The sequence below is a fragment of the Rhizobium sp. JAB6 genome (genome assembly GCF_003024605.1).
GTDB lineage: Bacteria > Pseudomonadota > Alphaproteobacteria > Rhizobiales > Rhizobiaceae > Rhizobium.
Genome location: NZ_PYJQ01000005.1, coordinates 373,265 through 390,815 on the forward strand (window position 1 = coordinate 373,265; position 17,551 = coordinate 390,815).

General features: G+C 58.3%; 13 protein-coding genes. 5 read left to right on the forward strand and 8 right to left on the reverse strand.

Translation table 11 applies throughout. The features are described from left to right. Positions 1-100 precede the first annotated feature (100 nt). A complete protein-coding gene (locus C7U61_RS07665) occupies positions 101-670 on the forward strand; it encodes a flavodoxin family protein (protein ID WP_106997536.1) in 570 nt (189 codons plus the stop codon). A 185-nt stretch (positions 671-855) separates the two neighbouring features. On the opposite strand, the gene C7U61_RS07670 is transcribed toward C7U61_RS07665, so the two are convergent. Beyond that, a complete protein-coding gene (locus C7U61_RS07670) occupies positions 856-1,842 on the reverse strand; it encodes an aldo/keto reductase (RefSeq protein ID WP_106997537.1) in 987 nt (328 codons plus the stop codon). 223 nt (positions 1,843-2,065) lie between these two features. Here C7U61_RS07670 and C7U61_RS07675 point away from each other — a divergent pair, with 223 nt between their 5' ends. After that, positions 2,066-3,301, forward strand: a complete 1,236-nt coding sequence (locus tag C7U61_RS07675) for a DNA repair exonuclease (RefSeq protein WP_106997538.1) — start codon at positions 2,066-2,068, stop codon at positions 3,299-3,301. Then, the gene (locus C7U61_RS07680) at positions 3,301-6,756 is read left to right on the forward strand and encodes a YhaN family protein (protein WP_106997539.1); all 3,456 of its coding nucleotides are present in this window, start codon (positions 3,301-3,303) and stop codon (positions 6,754-6,756) included. The genes C7U61_RS07675 and C7U61_RS07680 overlap by 1 nt, the downstream gene beginning before the upstream one ends. A gap of 55 nt (positions 6,757-6,811) precedes the next feature. On the opposite strand, the gene C7U61_RS07685 is transcribed toward C7U61_RS07680, so the two are convergent. The 6 genes from C7U61_RS07685 to C7U61_RS07710 are packed head-to-tail and all read right to left on the reverse strand — an operon-like array spanning position 6,812 to position 14,252. Next, positions 6,812-8,998, reverse strand: coding sequence for a glycosyltransferase family 2 protein (locus tag C7U61_RS07685; protein ID WP_106997540.1), 2,187 nt, complete (start codon positions 8,996-8,998; stop codon positions 6,812-6,814). Between the two features lie 56 nt (positions 8,999-9,054). Next, complete coding sequence (locus C7U61_RS07690; RefSeq protein WP_106997541.1) at positions 9,055-10,161, reverse strand: hypothetical protein; 1,107 nt, start codon at positions 10,159-10,161, stop codon at positions 9,055-9,057. Between the two features lie 14 nt (positions 10,162-10,175). Next, on the reverse strand, positions 10,176-11,441 hold the full coding sequence (locus C7U61_RS07695; RefSeq protein WP_106997542.1) for a capsule biosynthesis protein: 1,266 nt from the start codon (positions 11,439-11,441) through the stop codon (positions 10,176-10,178). Between the two features lie 31 nt (positions 11,442-11,472). Then, complete coding sequence (locus tag C7U61_RS07700; protein ID WP_106997543.1) at positions 11,473-12,126, reverse strand: ABC transporter ATP-binding protein; 654 nt, start codon at positions 12,124-12,126, stop codon at positions 11,473-11,475. Between the two features lie 13 nt (positions 12,127-12,139). Further along, positions 12,140-13,420 carry a capsule biosynthesis protein gene (locus tag C7U61_RS07705; protein ID WP_106997544.1) on the reverse strand — a complete coding sequence of 427 codons (1,281 nt, stop codon included), beginning with the start codon at positions 13,418-13,420 and terminating at the stop codon, positions 12,140-12,142. Position 13,421: 1 nt separating this feature from the next. After that, complete coding sequence (locus C7U61_RS07710) at positions 13,422-14,252, reverse strand: hypothetical protein (protein ID WP_245410765.1); 831 nt, start codon at positions 14,250-14,252, stop codon at positions 13,422-13,424. Between C7U61_RS07710 and C7U61_RS19620 the strand changes: the two genes are divergently transcribed. After that, on the forward strand, positions 14,244-14,564 hold the full coding sequence (locus C7U61_RS19620; RefSeq protein ID WP_245410766.1) for a hypothetical protein: 321 nt from the start codon (positions 14,244-14,246) through the stop codon (positions 14,562-14,564). The genes C7U61_RS07710 and C7U61_RS19620 overlap by 9 nt on opposite strands. Before the next feature lie 60 nt (positions 14,565-14,624). On the opposite strand, the gene C7U61_RS07715 is transcribed toward C7U61_RS19620, so the two are convergent. Continuing rightward, entirely contained in the window at positions 14,625-15,461 is an 837-nt protein-coding gene (locus C7U61_RS07715; RefSeq protein ID WP_106997546.1) for an SAM-dependent methyltransferase, read from the reverse strand. Between the two features lie 617 nt (positions 15,462-16,078). Here C7U61_RS07715 and C7U61_RS07720 point away from each other — a divergent pair. After that, a complete protein-coding gene (locus C7U61_RS07720; protein ID WP_106997547.1) occupies positions 16,079-17,257 on the forward strand; it encodes a polysaccharide biosynthesis/export family protein in 1,179 nt (392 codons plus the stop codon). Positions 17,258-17,551 lie beyond the last annotated feature (294 nt).

Consider the following 17,551-nt stretch of genomic DNA (forward strand, 5'->3'; position numbering starts at 1 on the left):
TCCGCCTCAGTCCTCGATCCATCGAAAAGAAGACGCAAGTCGGAGCGGCCTCGCTTCCGGACAGCGCAAAGCAGTGGCCAGAAGGAGGCCAGGAACCGTCATGTCAAATCGCACAGCAAACACAGTCGTCGTCTATCATTCCGGCTACGGCCACACTCAGCGGATGGCGGAAGCCATAGCGGAGGGCGCGGGCGCGGTACTTTGCGCCATCGATGCGGATGGCAACCTCTGCGAAGAGGGATGGGTCGCCTTGGACGCCGCCGACGCCATCATCTTCGGATCGCCAACCTACATGGGCGGGCCAAGCTGGCAGTTTAAGAAGTTTGCCGACGCGTCCTCGAAGGCTTGGTTCACCAGCAGATGGCAGGATAAGGTTTTCGGAGGCTTCACCAACAGCGCCAGTTTGAACGGCGACAAGCTAAATACTCTCGAATACTTCGTTCTTCTGGCGGGGCAGCACGGTGGCCTTTGGGTCAGTCTGGGAGTGAAACCAGCGAACGTAAAGGCTTCGAAGCGCGATGATGCGAATAGGATGGGATCATACATCGGGCCAATGGCGCAATGCGATGCCGACGCCGCTCCGGGTGAAATGTCGATCGGCGACCTGGAAACTGCTCGCGCTTACGGCGAGCGCGTAGCGCAAGTTGCACAGCGGTTCGCGTCGGCGTGAACGACAGATGAATCCGGCGAGCAGAGTGGTTCGTTTATGGCATAGGCGCGCTCCGCGCGACGGTGCAGCCTTTTGTCGGGAAACACAGAATAAACGGAGGTCGCCCGCTCTGCTCGCCATACACAGAGAGACATTCCCCCAAGGTGGCCGAAGTGCGTTCCGGCCACCCATTTCAGATATGGACGTTACCAGCGATGATGAACGTGCGGAGCGATCAGGCGCACATAGATTTCACGCGTCGCCGCCATGACGTCGGCCGAAAGAGGCGCTAGGTCGGCTGCGGCCGCATTGGCCTTCGCCTGTTCGGCATTGCGTGCACCCGGAATGACGACGGTGACGGCATCGTTCATCAGGATCCAGCGGAGAGCGAATGCCGCCATGCTGGCGCCGGTCGGAACCAGCTTGCGCACTTCTTCCACGGTCTGCAGACCAACTTCGAACGGCACGCCCGCGAAGGTTTCGCCGACATCGAAGGCTTCGCCATGACGGTTGAAATTGCGATGGTCGTCATGGGCAAATTGCGTATCGCGGGTGATCTTGCCGGAGAGCAGGCCGGAGGCCAGCGGCACGCGGGCGATAACGGCTACGTTCTTGCGCCTGGCCTCCTTGAAAAATAGATGGTCGGGCCGCTGGCGGAAGATGTTGTAGATGATCTGAATGCTGATGACGCCCGGATATTCGATCGCCTTCAGCGCTTCTTCGACCTTTTCGACGCTGACGCCGTATCCCTTGATCTTGCCAGCCCTCTGCAATTCATCGAGGCCAGCGAAAACTTCGGGCCGATAAAGAACTTCGGTCGGCGGGCAGTGGAGCTGCACGAGATCAAGGCTCTCGACGCCGAGATTCTTCAGGCTGCGATCGATGAAGCCTTCGAGATTGGCCTTGGTATAGCCGTCGGCGACATGCGGGTTCAGCCGTCGGCCGGCCTTCGTTGCCACCATCGGGCGATCGCCGCCACGCGCCTTCAGCACATCGGCAATGATCTTCTCCGAGCGGCCGTCACCATAGACGTCGGCGGTGTCGATGAAGGTCATACCGGCATCGAGAGCGGCGTTCAACGCTGCACGGCCGTCGGCCTCGCTGACATTTCCCCATGCGCCGCCGATCTGCCAGGCCCCGAAGCCGACATCGGTCACGATAAAGGGCGTCCGTCCAAAGGCATGATATCTCATGAGAAGTCTCCTCTCTTTTATTCATAAGATGATAGCGCAGTAGCAGCCGCCCGACAGGGCCACAAGCGCACATTGAGGATCGAGGATCGCAATCGCGTGACCCAGGAATATTGGCAATCCGGATCTGGTGACGAAACCCTTGGATGAAGTCGCCGGTGCGGTATTCATGGCGCCTCTATTTCCTTAAAAGGAAAGACCGGATTTCTGACTGTTATCGGAGCCCATGCCCTCTTTCAGCTTCATCCACGCCGCCGATCTCCATCTTGGCAGCCCCTTCCAGGGCCTTGCCTTGAAGGATGCCGCCGTGGCCTCCGTCTTCGTCGAAGCGAGCCGCAAGGCCTTCTCGACGCTTGTGGGGCTGGCGATCGAAAAGCGCGTCGATTTCTTCGTCATTGCCGGCGATATCTACGATGGCGACTGGAAGGACAACAAGATCGGCCTGTTCTTCAATCGCGAGATGGCGCGGCTGGAGCGGGCGGGAATTCCGGTCTACCTGCTGCGCGGCAATCACGATGCGGCAAGCGTCATCACTAAAACCATCACATTGCCGCCGAACGTCCACGAATTTCCGACCGGCAAGCCGGGTAGTGTCCGGCTGGATGCGCTCAAGGTGGCGCTGCATGGCCAGGGCTTTGCTGAACGCTCCGCCAACGACAACCTGGCGATTGCCTATCCGGCACCCGTTTCCGGCTGGTTCAATATCGGTATTCTCCACACCTCTCTGACCGGGCGGGAGCCGCATGCGCCGTATGCCCCATGCTCCGTCGATGATCTGCGCTCGCGCGGCTACGACTACTGGGCGTTGGGCCATGTGCATGATTTCGAAGTGGTGGCACGGGACCCGCTGGTCATCTTTCCGGGCAATCTGCAAGGCCGCAATATTCGCGAGCGTGGTGCCAAAGGCGCGGTATTGGTGACCGTCGAAGATGGGCATATCGAGCATGAGCGCATCATCGTCGACGAGGCGCGTTTCGCGCAGGCCGATATTGTCGTCGATCCGGAAGATGATCTGGCGGCGATCCTTCGTCGTGTGGAGCAGGCGGTGCAGGCCCTGGCCGACGGGATGGAAGGGCGCATGACAGCGCTGCGGGTCCGGATTTCCGGCGTGACGCCGCTGCATGGCGCGATCGCCGCCAACCGCCAGCAATGGCGCGACGAGGTGGAAGCCGCCTGCCATCGCGTGCATGAGGATATCTGGCTGGAAAAGCTGGAGCTGCGGCTCGAACCGTTGCCTGAGAAATCGGTGGATGCGGATGGCGCGCTCGACCTGCGTCAGCTTTTGGCGGAGCACGCCGGCGACGCCGATGTTGTGGCGGAAGCGAGCCGCTTGATCGACGAGATCGCCGTGCGCCTGCCGGGCGGCCTCGGTGCCACCGAGATCCCGCTCGGCGATAGCATCGAAATCCTTATCGAAGAGGCGCGGCAATTGCTGCTGGCGCGCGGGCAGGGGGCTGGCTGATGCGCTTTACCCGGCTCGATATTCTCCGCTACGGCGCGCTGACCGACCGCGTCATCGATTTTCGGCCCGATGCGCGGCTGCATGTGATCTACGGTCCGAACGAGGCGGGAAAATCCTCGGCTCTGAGCGCGATCTCCGATCTTCTGTTCGGTTTTCCCGCCGCCGCCGAGCAAAGCTTCCTGCATGAGCCGAATACCTTGCGGATCGGCGCCGATCTCAGGGCGCGCGATGGCGCAACGCTGAGTTTTCGCCGTCGCCGAGGCCGGAAGGGGACGCTTCTCGCGCCCGACGACAAGGAGATGGCGCTCGCCGACGACGCGCTTTCACCCTTCCTCGGCAATTTGAGCCGCGATGTCTTCGAGCGCGCCTTTGGGCTCGATTCGCAACGGCTGCGGCAGGGGGCGGCTGCCATGCTGCGCAGCGGCGGCGAGATCGGCAGCCTGCTGTTTTCAGCAGCTTCGGGCCTCACGGGCCTGTCCAGGCTGCGTCAATCGCTGGAAGCGGAAGCCGATGGCATCTATGCGGCCCGGCGCTCGAAGGACCGTGGCTTCTACCGGGCTCTCGATCGCTATGAGGATGCCCGCAAAGCCGAGCGGGACAACGAGCTAAAATCCGGCGATTGGAAGAAGCTTCTTGCCGAGGCGGCCGAACTGGAGACGGAGCTGGAGCGCCTGCAGGCGGAGCGTCGTGGCACGCGCGAGGCTCTGGACCGCTTGAAGCGGCTGAAGACATTGCAGCCCTTGCTGGCGGAAATCGATGCGGAAACCGTTGCACTCGACGGTCTTTCCGATCTCGCCGATATGCCGAGCGGCTTCGGTGAGAAGCTTGAGCAGAAACTCCGCGATAAACAAGCGAGCGAAGCGGAATTGCGGCGGGCTCAAGAAGCTGTTCAGCGCGCGGAGGAAGATCTTTCGCGTATTCAGATCGATGAAGCGCTGCTCCAGATGTCGGGCGATATCACACAGCTTTTTGCCGATACCGGCAACTACCGCGCCCAGCGTCACGACCTGCCGCGCGTCGACCAGGAGCTCGCCGGCTACGACACGACGCTTTCCCGGCTTGCCCGTCGTCTCGGTCTTGCCGAGGCCGAGCTGGAACGGCAGCAGCCGAGCGATATCGACCGTGTGCGCCTATCCGAACTGGTGGACGAAGGCCGGCAGCTCGCGCGGCAGCTGCAGTCTCTTGCCGAGCAATCCGAAAGCGAGCGCCGGCAACTTGCGGCGCTTGAGAAAGATAGTCTTGCGGGCCGGTTGATCGACCCCCGGCCCTATATCGACCAACTCGAGGCGCTGGGGAGCGATCTCTCTGCGCTTGGTCGTCTTGATGGTCTGGAAATACGGATACGCCGCATCGAATCCGATCTCAGGGAAGCCGCGGGAAGGCTCCAGCCACCTGCCGATGATATCGATATATTGTTCTCGGCGCCGCTGCCGGAAACGGCGGAGATTGCCGGACATCGTGATGCCATCGGGGCCTTACGATCGAAGGTGCGGGACGCTGCCGGCAAGCTGCAGAGCTATGACGAGCAGTTGGTGGAGATAGAGCGAACGCTTGTGGATGCCGAGCGGATCGGGCCGATCGTCACGCGCGAGCAGATCGCCGCCGCGCGTGAAGGCCGCGATGCGCAGTGGTCCTCGCTGCAGCAAAGATTGGTGGATGGTGCGGCACCGGAGGCCAAGCTGCTTTCGGCGCTAACCGTTGGTATTGCTGAGGCAGACCGTCTGGCCGATGCCGCACTGAGCAATGCGGATCGTGTTGCCCGCCATGCCGATTATCGTTTGCGTCAAGCGCGCCTGCAGCAGGAGCGTGAAGCGGCCTTTGATCGGTTGAAGGAAGCCGAGAGAGCGCTGGAGGATGCGCAGGCAAGCTTCGCCGCGCTTTTTGAACCCTGCGGCATCGATGCCCTCGATCCATCGGCGATGCTGGAGTGGCGGCGCGGAGTGGAACTGCTGCGGCGCGAGCGTAAGGCATTGCTCGAAATGCTGGACGAAAGGGATGAGGATGCGCTGGCGGAAACCCGCGTCTTGCCCGCATTGCAGGATATCGTCGAGGCGACCGGCTATAAGAGCGGCCGCCTTCCGCCGGCCGCGGTTGCGGAAGGCCTGCGCAAGCATCTGCGCCTTCTTTCGGAACGCTGGAGTGAAAGCCGCACGCGGGAAGGGGAGATCGGCGCGGCACGTGATCGGCTGGCGCGTTTCGAAGACCAGTGGCAGACGTTGGAACGGCAGCAGGTCGCCTGGCGCAGCGCCTTCGGCAAAGCCGCCGAACTGCTCGGGTTGCCGAGCGACACGACCCTGGAGATGGCGGACGCCGCCCTGAAGGCATGGCAGGAACTGCCCGATATCCTGGCGGAGCGGGAAAACCGTCTGCGCCGTGTCAATGGCATGCGCCGCGACATGGCCGATTTCGAGCGGCGACTGGCGACGCTTACCGCCAATAGCGGCTATGAGCTGGACCATTTGCCGCCGGATGCCGCTGCGGAGGCGCTGCATAGCCGTGTCAACGCCACACGCGGAGAGCTGAAAAAGCGCGATGGCCTCGAAGAGGAGCGGCAGCGCTGGCAAGGCCTGGTGACACGCCAGGAGGCAGCGCTTGCCGCCATCGCCGCCGACCTCGATCGGCTGACCGCGGATATTGGGGTTGTCGACGATCTGCCCGCATTGCTCTCGCGGCTGCGCGAACGTGCACGTCTCGCCGCACGGCTTGCCGAAAGCCGCGAGCGATTCCGCCAGCAGGCTGAGGGCAAGGCCGAAGACGAGCTTCGCGCCGAGCTTGCCGGCTTTGAACGGATTGCTGCCGATTTGGAAATCGAGCGATTGACCGAGGAAGACCAGCGGCAGTTCGCCGTGCATGGCGAACTTTCGGCACGGTTGGCGGAGAACCGCCGTCAGCGGCAGGCCCTGGAAATGGGGCTCAGCGCCGAATATGCGGTTTTCGAGAAGCTTTCGGCTGAGCAGGAGGCTCAGGATCTTGCGCGGCAATGGGTTGTTCTCAAGATCGCAGCGCGCATGCTGGCGGGCTCGATGGAAGCCTATCGCGAAAAGCAGGCCGATCCCGTCATCAGGCGGGCGGGCGAGCTCTTCTCGCAGCTTACCGGCGGTCGTTTCTGCCGCCTTGTCGAAGCGCATGATGAAAGCGACACGCTGCAATTGCTGGCCGAACGTGCGGCGGGCGAGCGTGTACCGCTCCACGGCCTCAGCGAGGGAACGGGCGATCAGCTTTATCTCGCGCTGCGGCTGGCATTCCTCGAAGATTACTCCGCCCGCAACGAGCCTGCGCCGCTGATCGTCGACGATATTTTCCAGACATTCGACGACGAGCGCGTCAGCGCCGGTCTGCAGGTGCTGGCTGCTACGGCCGATCGTTTCCAGACGATCCTGTTTACCCATGAGAAGAGCGTGGTCGAGATCGCCAAGAGCGAGATCGGCGCCGGTCTCGATCTGGTCCAGCTTTGATGTCTAAAAACAAAGACATAGAGCGGTTCGAGAGCCCGTGAAAAGCTGAACAGCTTTAAGACATCGACGGGATATGCAGTCGCGCGGGCACCACGATCTTTGGCTCCGATTTATCGCGGCTATAAGCCGGGTTGAGTGCGCGATCGATGAAGCCCTGTGTCCCGTGCAGCCGGCGCAGGTTCTGCTTCTCTTGTTCGAAGCGCTTCTTTCTTTCGCCGGATTTGTCCGAGCCACGCGACAGTGATTCATGGTGATAAAGACAGGCGAAGGGCGTCCAGACGATGCGGTAGCCGGCCTTGTGGGCGCGCAGGCAATAATCCACGTCATTATAGGCGACCGCGAAATTCTCCTCGTCGAACAGGCCGATCTTCCGAAGACAATCCCCTGAGATCAGCATCACCGCGCCGGTCACGCAGGTCATCGTGTTGCGCACATGCAGCCGGTTCATCGGTCCGCCGAACTCCTTCGGCTTGTTCATGTACCAGTGACCGGCAAGTCCGCCGAAGCCGATGATGACACCGGCGTGCTGCATCTTGTCGTTCGAGAACAGCAGTTTGGCGCCGACAACGCCGGCGCGGTCGTAGGCAAGACAGGAGACCATCTCTTTCAGCCAGCCCGGCTCGATGACTTCGACGTCATTGTTGAGGATCAGGCAGTGGTCGCCCGTCGCTGCGTTCAGGCCGCGATTGACCGAGCGCGAGAAGTTGAAGGCCTCTGGATTGATGAGGGCCGAAAAGCAAGGCTGCGTCCTGCTATAGTGCTCATAAAGATCAAGGACGGCTTGGTCGGTGGAGCCGTTGTCGATGACCAAGACCTCAAAATTAGGATAGTCTGTCTTTCCGAAGAGATCGCCGAGGATACGGGAGATCAGATCGAGATTATCCTTGCTCGGGATGACGATTGAGACTTTCGGCCACTCACGAGGCGCTTCAAAGACAACGCGGTGCAGGGTCTTTGTGAGAGCGTCTTCCACCGCGATCGTCCGCTGCTGCCGCTCGAATCTTTCAGCCAGCGCTTTCCTCGCATTGGTCGTGGCGGCGTCCATGAATGTGCGCGAATAGGTCTTGCCATTGCGGCGCCACCAATAGGCGGGGTAAGGCAGATGAAGGATGCTGTTTTCGGGGACGCTATCCAGATAGCGCAGCAACAGATCGTAATCCTGCGAACCGTCGTAGCCGGTGCGCAGATAACCGATTTCCCGAAGACGGCCGTGGCGGTAGACCGAGAAGTGATTGATGTAATTGACGCCCGTCAGCAGCACGGAATCATAGGCCGGTTTCAACATGACGCCGGTCGGCTTCAAGGTGTCGTCGACCACCAGCTCGTCGGTATAAAGGAAGTTCGCATCCGGATTTTGCTCCAGCACATGCCGGATGAGCTTCAAGGCATGCGGTGCGATGACGTCGTCATGATCGAGAAAGGCGATCCATTGCCCCTGTGCATGGGCCAGGCCCGCATTGGTGGCGGCAGCGATCCCGCCGTTGCTCTCGTTCAGCACGAGGCGGACATTGTCTTTCGATTGGCGGCTCTGATACCACTGCCGCGTTTCCGGAGATGTCGAGCCATCATCGCTCAGGATGAGCTCTGCTCCTGTTTCCCCCTGCGCTTCGAAGGATTTGACGAGATCGTCCAGATAGCGCGGCGGAGCATTGTAGACGGGAACGATCACACTGAGCCAGGTTCCCGCCGTCGCCGAGACCGATGCCGTCTCCAGCTCCGCGGCAAGCCTGTAGCTCGCCTCGGCATATTGTATCGTCAGATTGGGAGCGCGGCGTCCGAAGGGCAGTTTGGGCAATTTCAACCAGTACTGGGGCAGCCTGCCGAGATCGACACGTTTGGTTTGTTCCTCGCTTCGAAGAAGAGTTGCAATATATTTTTCGGCTGATTTTTCGGACGCGAAAGCCCTGACGGCAAAGTGGAATGACGTTGGAAAACTGGCTGGATCGGCACGCAGGGCACAGATCGAGCCGACGGAACCGATATCCGCGGTGATGACGAAGCGATTGCCCTCCGGCAGGGTAATCGCATCCTTCTCGCGAAAACCATAGCCACGATTGATATAGAGTTTCGGGTCTACGGGCTCGGTGGTCGCGGCGACATGAATGACGACCAGTTTCTTTCGTAAGGGCGAAAATCTGATCTCGAAAGCCGGATCGTCTCCCAGGGATTTCCATAGGCCGAGATGGGCCTCATTGGATATTTCCCGTTCGAGATCGGCATTTGGTATGATTTTGAGTGTCATCGAAATATCGGTTTCATCCACATGCTGGAAGGAGCATTGTCTGCGAAATTCAAGCTCTAGCCGGCGCCGCTGAGAGGCTCAAAACGTATGCCGGGAAATGTTGGGCTCGCATGCTGCCGCATTTTCTCGATCGAGTTCCGCGTAGCATCGCGGACAGAGAGCCGGCGAGCGCGGTCGACAACGAGCAGATCGATAGCGGCCAGCCACTCTTGGGCGGTGTTGCCGATGTGGAGCTCGCCAGGGACCGCACATCGCTCGAAGGTGGGGCATCTGGAAAAGACGGCGGCCGCCTGAAGGCGGCTGATGTCGATCCGCTTGGTGTCGGACCGGCTGGCATTGGTCTTTCCCGACAGGAGGGGCGCCAAGGCGATGTCGGCGCGGTGATGCATTGTCTTCGCGAGGTAGGCCGGCCACGGCAAAGGCGGAATGATGGTCATTCTCGCCGGGTCGATCCCCTGCTGGCTCCAGCGTCGGGCGAGGGATCCGGCAGCAAAAACCTCAAAATGGAGGTTGCCGTGTTTTTCCATTGCGTCCCTGATGATCGGCATCAGGAACTCATGTTCGCGGCGATGCACGCCGGTGGCATGATAGACCATCTTTAGCGGCGCGGCGTCTTCATTCGTGCCATCGATCGCGATTTCAGGCGCATCCGCCGGAAGGGGAGGCAGAATATGGATCCGATGGTTTTTCATTGCGAGTGCATTTGCCAGCGCATCGGTGGAGGTCCACACATGGGTGAGCAGCCTGTTGACCCTTGGCAGCGGGCGGACCGCGAGTTTGATCAGCCTGAACTTATAGAGCCACCCTGCTTCGCTGCCTGTGACAACGGCAGGAATGTCGTCATCGACGAAATAGGCAACCCCGGCGAGGGAGGCTCGCCGTTCTTCGAGCCAACGCAATTGCGGCCGCTTGATGTAGCGGCAGATGATGACGAAGAGCCCGTCGCTATCGATCGCATCGAGCGGATCGTCGAGGCCTTTCGTGATCACCGGAATGTGATCAAGTGTTTTGGCGCGCTCGTCGAGATAATAGCTGAAGCTTGGATTCGGGTGGCGGGATAAGATGAGCAGGCGTCTTGCAACGCGCTCGTCATCTTGCGGCGGTGCTCCGAAGGGCCGCGGTCTTGGAAGCAGTTGGTAGAGGATGTTGCGTAGAACTTGCATGAGTTTCCGAGCGACTACGCCAGACGATTTCGAAGATTGGCGAGGATGCCGAAAACCGCGCTCCAGGCGAGGAGCGTCGCGCCGAAGATACCTGCGATCCAGAGCGCCCGCTGTGGATACTCGGGCTCGTCCGGCAGGCTGGGCGCCAGGAAGGTATCGAGGTAGAGAAGCTGCTGCTTGCTGACGAACTTGACCTGTTCGAGCGTCTTCATGCTCGTAGCGAATTGCTGCTCGGCAAGGCTCTGCTCCAATTCGCGCTGTGACATATCGACGGAGACATCCGCAAGATTCTGTTCGGATTTATTCCGCCCCGCGACTTGGCTGTTGAGCTCATCGATCTGCTTCTGCCTGCTGTCGATCTCGCGTTTGAGCACGCGCATCTGCGGGGCATCGGCGGAGACCGTACCAAGCAGCGCATCATATTTCTGCTGAAGGTCTATTCTTTCCTTCTGAACGGATGAGATCAGGTTCGTAATAACGGTCGAGGACCCCTCGACGCTGAGGACGCCGGTCTGATTGCGCGCAATCAGAAGTTTGTCCCGCGCCTTCTGCAGCTGATCCTTTGCATTGTCCAGGTTCGCTTGAGCGGTCGCTATGACGTCACGCCAGATGCGGGTGTTGACATCGTTAACAACGACTTCGGACGCGGCCACGACCTCGCGCAACACCTTCTGGGCATCGGCCGCCGTGAAAGCGCGCGCCTTGACCGTCACGATGCCGCTATTCGCATCGATCTTGACCGAGACCATGTCTTCCCAATAATCTAGCAGTTTCTCCGAACTCGCATCTTTCTTCAGGCGCGCGATCCGGTCGATCGAGTCGTTTCCGTATATCTTTTGAAAATCGACCTTTTCCTCGAGAGCGGCAACCATATCCTTGCTCTTGATGAAGTTGGTGACGATCAGCGTATTCTGGACGATCTGTGCCGGCGGCAGACCGGTCACCTTGGTAATCTGATTGCTGCCGAGTGCCGGCGTCGACGTGCGGACGGTAAAGCGCGTTTCGGATTGATACTGATCGGATGCGACGCAGGTGAAGTAATAGATCGAAGCAATATTGGGAATGACAAGCAGCAGAACGGTCGACGCCAGGATGGCCTTGCTGATGACCTGCTGCATCGGGCGGGGCCGCAGGCCAACGGCCTTGAACAACTGGCTTCGTCTCGATGTCGAGAAGCGCAATTTCCGCGCCGCCACGGACAGATTCGCGGCCACATTGCGGCTATGCTCCGTCGCGCTGAGCTGAAGCGCTTTTGGCGCGTTTTCGGTATCATGAGCCATATTTTGGGCCTTGCCGTCGATCCCTGGTCTTCTAGCGGTTCAATCTGTAATAGGATTCTATAGCCTGCTCTACCTTATCGAAGGCGATGAGTCTGCCGTCGACAAGTACCATACCCCTGTCGCAATGCGTATTGATCATGCTCATGCTGTGCGAGATCATGATGATGTCGGAATTCTTGCGCCTGTTCTCGAATGCGACGCGGCAGCGCTCCTGGAAGCGCGCATCGCCAACGGCAAGAACTTCGTCCACAAGATAGCACTCGAATTCGATCGCCATCGAGAGCCCGAATGCCAATCGTGCTCCCATGCCCGAGGAGTAGGTGCGCACGGGTGCATCGATATAATCGCCGAGTTCGGCGAATTCTTCGACAAAGCGGGAGACGCGCCTCACGTCCTCGCCATAGGCGCGCGCGACGAAATGGACATTGGCTCGTCCTGTCATAAGAGGATTGAAGCCGCTGCTCAAGCCGAGAGGCCAGGACACGCGGACGTTCTTGCTGATTCTGCCGGAGTTCGGCAGCATCGTGCCGGCGATCATGCGCATCGTCGTCGATTTCCCGGCGCCATTGACGCCGAGCAAGCCATAAGAATAACCGGACTCGAACTCGCAGCTCACCCGGTCGAGAATGACCTTCTTGCCGCTTTGCGTCTTGAAGAATTTCGAGACGTTCTTGAAGCTGATCATTCTGCCTCTCCACTCATATCCGGTGATCTTCTACGGATGCCCAGATAAGGGAAAGCGTCGCCCAGGTGACGACAAGCGCAAGCAATATGATCAACGGCGTACTGACGCGGCGGGGGAATATCGACTCGTCCGGCAACACGGGTTTGACGAAGACGGCAAGGTATAAGGTCTTGCGCAGAGCTTCGGCGAGTACCGCATCGTAGTTCTTCTGCGCACTTTCATAGAGCTTTTCGGCGATCATGCGATCGGTTTCCAGCCTGGAATACTCCAGCAAGGATTTTGCAAGGCTCGCATTCTCGGGGCCTGTCAGCTCCGCTCTCATCTTCTCGATCTGCGCGTCGAGGCTCTCTTTGGCGAGATTGAGCTGCTGATAGGTCGGAGAATTCTGGGCGTTGGATTGCCGCATGACGAAGAGGCGCGTTTCGAATTCAAGTTTCTGGGCCAGAAGGCCCGTCAGAATCGTGCCGCTATTCTTGGCCTGTGTCTGCGGACTGAGAAGGCCGGATGCGTTTTGAAACTGATTGAGGGCGATCAACGTATCGCCATAGGCCTTGCCGCTCTTCTGGACATCGGCCTTCATGCTCTGCACGATGTCGTTGCGCGCCCTTTCCGAAAGCTCGTTGATGAGCTTTTCGCTCTCTTCGATGATGGCATCCGCAAGCTTGACGGAATCATCGGGCGAGAAGGTTCTGACCTTCAGCGTTATGATGCCGGAAGTCACATCGATATAGGCGCTGACGTGATCGTTCCAGTATTTCAGAAACTCTTCGTCGGATCGGGACGAGCCGAATCGCGACAGGAAATCCGCATCCTGCCGGACAAACATGGAGCGATAATCGAGTTTCTTGCCGATGCGATTGAGGATTTCAGACGAATGGATGAAGCTGGTGACGACATAGGCATCTTGTGAAGCCGAGCGCATGTTGAGAGCGCTGGTGGCTCCGCCGGGATCATTCGCATCGCCGGTGTCGCCCGTTCCCGACACGGCTCGCACGGCGAAGCGCGCTTCCGCTACATACTGATCCGAAGCGACGAAGGCATAGTAGACCGAGCTTGCGAGGAAAGGCAGGATGACGAGCAGGAGAAAGCCAATAAGCCTTAGGGGCGGCTTGCCCCCCGACCGCGTTTCGGGGTCGTTGCCATCATGTACCGGTATGTATTCGATGCCCTCGAGATCGGTGCGCGCACGCTGCGCTGGCAGCCTGCGCCGAAACAGCGAAGGCAGGATCGGCCGGCTCGTTTTTACCCGCGGAGAGTCCTGAACAATCGCGTCTTCAATGATTGGCTTCGGCATGTCAGCTTGCAATCGTTTCCGGCAATTCGGGCGCGGCTGTTTTCATCGCCTGACGCACATAGTGATCGAAAATCAAATCTTCCTCGAGCATGAGCTCCGCAATATGCAACGAACGCAGCCGTGCCGCAACGTCCTCGAGGGTGCTGTGCCTGGGGGGCAATGGAAAATCACCAACCGAAATCCCAATGAGCTCGCTGACCGCCTGCTGAAAATAAAGGCTGTCCGTGTCGAAACCGGCAACGGCGAAACGTGAGAGGAGGTCGATCGCAGTGGCAACATCGCTGCGCGTCACCGTCTGTTCCGGTATGGTCGTGGCCAATTGCCTGGTGACTGGGGATACCAGAACGTTTCTGACGCTCTGAGGGGCTTTTTTCAGTGCTGCCTTGAGGGAGGCTTCGTTTTCAAGGCTTACCTCGGCAAAATGCTCCGCAGCAGGCGCCAGGATGATTTTGTCTCGGTCGCCGAAGAAGGAAATCTGAGTTTTCGCCATCCGTTTCAGAAGAAATATCCGCAGGGCAAGTTCATAATAGGGGTCGGTAAGCAGAACGATGGCCTTGAATCCCTTGTCGAGGAATTCTTCGTAATTACGCATCAATAGCCGGCCGCTGATATAGATCGACTGAATGGCGTTCAGATGAAAGGCCTGAAGCGTCGTTTCATGACCGAAGCGCTCGACGGATGAAATTTCGTATTGAAAGTGGCGGCCGCAATGATAGTCGAATTTGACCATTGGCAGCAGCTGCGTTTCAAGCCTCAGAATCTTTAACGGAATCGTGTTCGATACTTGTGGCCGCCGGTAGATCAGAAGCCCGGACTTGGCGTCATGGATCATCAGCGATGTGCGCTCAGCCAGATCGGGAATGATCGTCGTATCGAGCTTGAACCCGACACGGCCATCTTCGTGCCGTCCGGAATCGATGACCGCCTGTTTGACCTGGTCGCACGGCAGGATCATCAGATCGCCGTCGGCGTCGGAGACTCTGATTTGCGGTTTGTCGGAAAAGCCATCTGGGATCAGATAACCCTCGATAACATGGCCATGATCGTATTCGAGGTTAAAAAGCACGGATTTTCTCCGTCGCTTCTATCCGTTGGGGACAGGGCCGAAATTGGCGATGGCGCGGCGTCATTCTCTTCTGCATAGCTTTATATCTATTAAGATGCCTATCGATATCGCAAATATCGGCTTAGCATCCGGACCTCGTCAGGCGTCGCTGGACGTTTTCCGGGCTAGCAGCGAGAAGCTGGGCCCCCCGGGATGACTGAGATGTTCATCCCGGATAATAATGTCGTCAAAGCCGAACGCGTGCAGCAGTTTCAATATGTCATCCCTGTGCATCCAGAAGTGCCGGTCCTTCATGCCGCCGCAGAAAGACGCATTGGCGTTGGCGTGGTGGTAGCTGCGCTCGTAATAGCGCACCTCAATGCCATCTATCAGTTTCGTCTCCACCTTGCCGCTGAAGGGTAGCCACCGCACGTCGCCCTCCGGCATCGCCTCCTCCAGGACGAAGTGAGTCCAGATGAAAACCGCGTTGGTCCTTTTTGCGAGTAAGCGAAGGAATTCGCCGGGGTCGGCCATATGGTAAAGAACCCCCGACGCAAGTGCAAAGTCATAAATCTCTTCGCCTTCCGTCAGCCAGGCCTGAATGTCGCCGAGCATGAAGGAGGCGGTATCGATGTTCAGGATCTGCTTGGTAACAAGGCATCTTAGAAAGCAGAGGCGGTTTGCCTCGATGGCGTCGATCCGCGCCGGCCGGTGGCAGTTCAGCATATGAGTATGCATTCCCTCAAGCGGGCCGATCTCGAGAGCTGTTCTACCTTCTATCGATCCGAAAGTCCGCAGTGCCCAATCGATTCGGTCATCCGCATAGAGGGGCAGATTGCCGGCATTGAGTTCGAGTTCCGGCGGAAACGCGCAATTCCATCCCTGAAGGGCATTGATAGCATTTTGATGAGCCGGTTTGCTTTGTTCGTACTGATCGAATATCTCCAGAGGGCTTTTTGAGGCTTTCTTTTGTGAGCGCTTTGAAAAACCAAGCATTAATACATAACCTTCATTTCCATCGGCGTCTCGCCGATCCGGAGAATTACGGGATCGTTCTCAGCTGTCGTATCACGGTTCCAAAGCCGTTTCTTGGCCGGAAGTATATTTCGCCGCAATTTGTAAGCAACGATGGACAATCGAAGATTGTCGGCATCGTTTCGCCGGCGGCGGAAATTTGGCAAGCTCCGATTGTTGTGGTTGGTCGTCTTCTGCGTGAGTTGCGGGTCTCAACTCGATTCTTTTATAGGCAATACCAGTCTCATGAAAAGCGGCATAAATGCGATTCAGCGAAACCTGATGGTAGCTCCTGTGCTCAAGGCGTTGCTTAACGGGTCCTGTTTGTTTTTCAGAAAATTTTAATTTTAAATCTTAAAATAATACTCGCGTAAATTGCTTCCTGTCTTTTTGGCCCCTATAAACCGTAGCTGGTCGGGCGGCTCTTAAATCCCGGGTGTGTTCAGATGAGCGCATCTGATTTTTTTGATTGCATTTCCGCTATTTGGGCTTGTTGGCGCGTGCCCGTTATGCTTTTCAAGGCGTCGATAGATTTGGTGCATTCCATGTCGGTGTATGCCATCAGGTAATCGCGGTAGCTAATTGTTTGAGGTTTTCAATTGTTTCGTATTGGCGCCGTAATGTGTTGCGTGCTTCTTGCAGGGTGTAATTCCGTCTCGAGCGAAGGTCCATTGGCTGGCGCCATTGTAAAGGACGCCGGTCAATCCAGCGTCGAACTGGGTCGTAGGAATGCTGCAGTGTTCGATATCGTCGATATCGACAGCCGCAGTGCGCGTCTGGTTTCCGATTATGTTTCATCCACACTCAATCGCCGTTTTGGAATGGGTGGTGGCGTCGGCGCCGTTGTTATCGGTGTTGGCGATGCATTGAAAATCACGATTTTCGAAGCCGGCGTCGATGGGCTGTTTTCGACGGCGCAATCAAAGCAGGTATCGCTCGATGTCGTCGTGCAGCCGGATGGCACGGCGGCAATTCCTTATGCCGGCTCGGTTCGATTTGCGGGCAAGACACTTGATCAGGCCCGCAAGGCAATCCTGGCGGCGCTGGCGACCAAAGCCGTCGAGCCGGATGTCATCGTGACGAGCATGGGCACGCCGTCGCGTACCGTTACGGTTTCGGGTGCCGTTGGCCGTCCGTCCATGGTGCCGCTCGATCTGACCAAGGAAAAGATCACCGAAGTCATCGCGAAAGCCGGTGGGCCTTCGACACAACCTTATGAGACCTATGTAACGCTGGTTCGCGGCAGCCGGACGGGAACGGTCCTGTTGAAGTCGATCATCGAGCATCCGTCGGAAGATATCTATGTCCAGCCGGGCGATCAGATTTTCCTCGTCCGCGATCCGAGGACCTTCACCCTGCTTGGTTCTGTTCGGGGAGACGGCCGCATCGAGTTTGGAGCGAACGATCTGAACCTGCTCGAGGCCGTTGCGCTGGGCCATGGCGCGATCGACGATGCGAGCAACGCGAAAGGCTTCTTCCTGTTCCGCTACGAGGAGCCCGAAATCGCCAAGGCTCTGCTCGGTCCCGCTCGCTTCGAGGGTCTACTGCGTAAGGGAATGGTTCCGGACGCCAAGGGACGCTATCCTATCGTCTATCGTTTCGACATGTCCAATCCTGACAGCCTGATCGTCGGCCAGACTTTCCCGGTCAAGAGCCGCGACGTCATCTATGTGTCGCGTCATCCTTCCGTCGACATCAGGAAGTTCTTGAATCTGATCGGCACGCCGCTGGGAATTGCATCCCAGGGAGCGGCGACAGCGGTCAATCTGGGACAGTAATTGCGAGAAGGGAGGGATTCGGCTCTGCTCGGTCTATGACGATGCTGATATCTGTATGATCGTGACGAATGGGCTTGCCGATACCGGAAGTTCATCGCGAACTGATTGAGAGAAAGAACTGCAACCAGCGGAAGCAAGCACTGCGATTTCTGGCTTGAATTGAAAGCTTAACTGATCGCATATTGCATCGGGTGGTGCGCTGCCGCATACATGCTGGGCATGCAAATTTGTCGGTGAGAAAAACAGGCAATGCTGGCATGAGTGGTGAATATTGGTCAGTTTGATGCATTTCTT